Annotated in this window: 4 protein-coding genes; 2 read left to right on the top strand and 2 right to left on the bottom strand. The window is 75.5% G+C overall.

Annotated features, from left to right (window positions below):
- Positions 1 to 50: 50 nt before the first annotated feature.
- Positions 51 to 1,058, bottom strand: coding sequence for a 1-aminocyclopropane-1-carboxylate deaminase (locus tag HCN56_RS24450; protein ID WP_167974661.1), 1,008 nt, complete (start codon positions 1,056 to 1,058; stop codon positions 51 to 53).
- 103 nt (positions 1,059 to 1,161) lie between these two features.
- Positions 1,162 to 1,866: a GntR family transcriptional regulator gene (locus HCN56_RS24445; protein WP_167974659.1), complete on the bottom strand. Its 705-nt coding sequence runs from the start codon at positions 1,864 to 1,866 to the stop codon at positions 1,162 to 1,164.
- Between the two features lie 263 nt (positions 1,867 to 2,129).
- Between HCN56_RS24445 and HCN56_RS24440 the strand changes: the two genes are divergently transcribed.
- Positions 2,130 to 2,621, top strand: a complete 492-nt coding sequence (locus HCN56_RS24440; protein WP_167974657.1) for a hypothetical protein — start codon at positions 2,130 to 2,132, stop codon at positions 2,619 to 2,621.
- Positions 2,622 to 2,736: 115 nt separating this feature from the next.
- Positions 2,737 to 3,495: a phosphoglyceromutase gene (locus HCN56_RS24435; protein WP_167974655.1), complete on the top strand. Its 759-nt coding sequence runs from the start codon at positions 2,737 to 2,739 to the stop codon at positions 3,493 to 3,495.
- Positions 3,496 to 3,613 lie beyond the last annotated feature (118 nt).

Genomic DNA, 3,613 nt, shown 5'->3' with positions numbered 1-3,613 from the left:
GCCGGTGCCCGGCCGCACCGGCGGCCGGCCCCCGACGGCGGCAGAAGCAATCAGCCCAGGACGCCGCTGTAGGCGTTGATCGCGGGCTGCCCACCGAGGTGGGCGTAGAGCACGGTGGAGCCCCGGGGGATCTCCCCGCTGCCGACCAGGTCGATGAGCCCGGCCATCGACTTCCCCTCGTACACCGGGTCGATGATCATGCCCTCCAGGGAGCCGCTGAGCCGGATGGCGTCGAGTGTCGACTGCACCGGCACGCCGTACAGCTCGCCCGCCCACCCCGGCAGCACGGTGATCTCCTCGTCCCGCAGCTCACGGCCCAACCCGATCCGGTCGGCGGTGTCCCGGGCGATCCGCTCCACCTGCGCACGGGTCTCGTCGAGCTTCGCCGAGGCGTCGATGCCGATGACGCGGCGCGGCCGGTCCTGCCCGGCGAACCCGGCGATCATCCCGGCGTGGGTGCTGCCGGTGACACTGCACACCACGATCGTGTCGAAGAAGACGCCCAGCTCACGCTCCTGCTGCTCCACCTCGGCCGCCCAGTTGGCGAACCCCAGCCCGCCCAGCGGGTGGTCGGAGGCGCCGGCCGGGATCGCGTAGGGGGTGCCGCCCGCCGCGCGGACGTCCTCCAGCGCGCCCTCCCAGCTCTCCTTGAAGCCGATGCCGAACCCGGCGTCCACCAGCCGGACGTCGGCGCCCATCATCCGGGACAGCAGGATGTTGCCGACCCGGTCGTTGACGGGGTCCGGCCAGTCCACCCAACTCTCCTGGACCAGCACCGCCTTCATGCCCAGCCGCGCGGCCACGGCGGCCACCTGCCGGGTGTGGTTGGACTGCACCCCGCCGATGGTCACCAGCGTGTCGGCGCCCTGCCGCAGCGCCTCCGGGACGAGGTACTCCAGTTTGCGGGTCTTGTTGCCGCCGAAGGCGAGGCCGCTGTTGCAGTCCTCCCGCTTGGCCCAGATGCGGGCGCCGCCCAGGTGATCGCTGAGGCGGTCCAGCGGGTGCACCGGGCTCGGCCCGAAGAGCAGCGGATGGCGGTCGAAGTCGTCGAGGGACACGGGGGCCTCCGGTGGCGGTGAGGTGGGTCGGGCGAAGAGGTGGGTCGGGCGCGCGGGGGATCGGGTGGACGGGGGAGCGCCGTGGGCGCCGGCCCCGGGCGGCTCAGCCGTCCCGGCCGTCGGGTGCGTCGGGTGCCGCCGGGGCGCCGCCGCCGGCGGTGTCGAGCAGCGGGGCGAGCGTCAGCCAGTTCTCCCGCGCGGCGGCCGCGGCCGCGTCGACCTCGCCCGCCGCGCAGTGCGCGACGATCCGCTCGTGCTGCGCCACCGACGCCCGCCCGGCCAGCGAGCCGAAGCGCAGCCGCTCCAGCCGCCGCAGCACCGGCGTGAACTGCTCCAGCACGGTCACCACCGCCTGGTTGGCGGCGGCGGTGACGGCCACCCCGTGGAACGCGTCGTCGGCAGCGAGCGCCGCGTCCACGTCCGCCGCGCGAACGGCCGCCTCGAACCGCGAGTTCGCCGCGCGCATCGCCGCCAGGTCGTCCGCCGCCAGATGCGGCACCGCCTCCCGGACGGCCAGCTCGTGCATGGCCGCCACGACCGCCTGGGCGTGGTGCACCGCCCGCACGTCCAACGGGCTGACCACCGTGTGGCGACCGGGGCTCGTCTGCACCAGCCCCACCTGCTCCAGCCTGCCCAGCGCCTCGCGCACCGGGGTTCGGCTCACCCCCAGCCAGGCGACGAGGTCGGCGTCGTGCAGCCGCTCCCCGGGGGCGAGCGTGCCGCTCACGATGGCGTCCCTGATGGCTCGATAGGCGTCCTCGCGCAGCAGGGATCTACGGACGAGGCCACGATTCTCCGGTACCGGCATGCGAAATATTGCATGCCACCGAAGCGGTCGCCGTCAAGGGCTCCGCGACGGCACGTCGCGGTCGGCCCGCTGGAGCCGGCGGCGCCCGGCGAGCCCCCGGCCACCGCCCGGCGCACCACGAGGGCGCGCGGTATCGCGCCCGATCCCGGGCATTTCGCGTCGGGTGTCAGGAGTCCACCCGGAACGGCGCCGGCTGGCATGATCTGTCCGGTACCGGCGGACCGCCGCCGGGCGGTCGCCGACCAGCCGGGGGTGCGGGAGACATGCAGCCGGAGACAGGCACGACCGGGCCGATGACGCCCGTCGGCCGGGCGCCCGGCCCCAGGAACGCCCGGGCCGGCGAGGCCGCCCGCCGCCGCGAGGCCACCCGCACCGACGAGGACACCCGCTGCCGGGAGCAGACCATAGGGGGCGCCGCGTCCCTCGGGCCCGCCCGGCAGCCCCGGCCGGGCCACCGTCACCCGCCCGCCGGACTGCCCTGCGTCCTGGCGGCCGCCGCCGCGGAGCTGCGCGCCGTCCGGCGTCGGTGGCGGCATCCGCGGCCGACGCGCCTGCTCGGCACGGCGCTGCTCGCCGCGCTCACGGGCGCGATCACGGCGACGGCCGGGGCCGCCGTCGCCGACCTCGTCGACGGGTCCGCCCGCATCGCCGTCTGGGCTGCCGGCACCACGGCGCTCGCCGTCGCAGCGGGTGCGGCATGGCCGACCGCCGAGCGTGCGCTCCTCCGCCTGCTCCGCTCCCTCCGCCGCGACTGACGCCCCGCCCGCCGCCCGCAGAGCCCCGGCAGCCTCCCCGCAGGCCGACCGCAACCCGGCGGCCGGAACCCGGACGGCCTCCGGCCGCCGATGCCGCTTCGCATACGCTCGGGGCATGGCCGACGCACCGTACAAACTGATTCTGCTCCGCCACGGCGAGAGCGAGTGGAACGCGAAGAACCTGTTCACCGGCTGGGTGGACGTCAACCTGACCGACAAGGGGGAGAAGGAGGCGGTACGCGGCGGCGAGCTGCTGAAGGACGCCGGTCTGCTCCCCGACGTGGTGCACACCTCGCTCCAGAAGCGGGCCATCCGCACCGCCAACCTCGCCCTGACCTCGGCCGACCGCCCGTGGATTCCGGTCCACCGCTCCTGGCGGCTGAACGAGCGCCACTACGGCGCCCTCCAGGGCAAGGACAAGGCCGCCACCCTCGCCGAGTTCGGCGAGGAGCAGTTCATGAAGTGGCGCCGCTCCTACGACACCCCGCCGCCGGAGCTGGCCGACGGCTCCGAGTGGTCGCAGAGCGACGACCCGCGCTACGCGGCGATCCCCGGCGAGCTGCGGCCGCGCACCGAGTGCCTCAAGGACGTCGTCGCCCGCATGCTGCCGTACTGGTACGACGGCATCGTGCCGGACCTCCGCGCCGGCCGCACCGTGCTGGTCGCGGCCCACGGCAACAGCCTGCGCGCCCTGGTCAAGCACCTCGACGGCATCTCCGACGCCGACATCGTGGGCCTCAACATCCCCACCGGCATCCCGCTCTCCTACGAGCTGGACGCCGACTACCGGCCGCTGAACCCCGGCGGCACCTACCTCGACCCCGACGCCGCCGCCGACGCCATCAAGGCCGTCGCCGGGCAGGGCAAGAAGTAGCGCACGCGCCGGGCACCGTTCCGCCGCACCCACGGCCCCCGTCGCGCCGCAGGCATCCGCCCGGCGCGGCGGGGGCCGTGCGCCTGCCGGGACCGTGCAACGGGGCACCGCCCGCCAC

Origin of the sequence: Streptomyces lonarensis (genome assembly GCF_012033735.1) — a bacterium.
Lineage (GTDB): Bacteria > Actinomycetota > Actinomycetes > Streptomycetales > Streptomycetaceae > Streptomyces > Streptomyces lonarensis.
Note: the sequence above shows the minus strand (reverse complement) of the source record. Positions and strands in the feature narration are given on the sequence as shown.

Coding starts and splice junctions, on each gene's coding strand:
- HCN56_RS24435 (WP_167974655.1), top strand. CDS start 2,737: ATGGCCGACGCACCGTACAAACTGATTCTGCTCCGCCACGGCGAGAGC.
- HCN56_RS24445 (WP_167974659.1), bottom strand. CDS start 1,866: ATGCCGGTACCGGAGAATCGTGGCCTCGTCCGTAGATCCCTGCTGCGC.
- HCN56_RS24440 (WP_167974657.1), top strand. CDS start 2,130: ATGCAGCCGGAGACAGGCACGACCGGGCCGATGACGCCCGTCGGCCGG.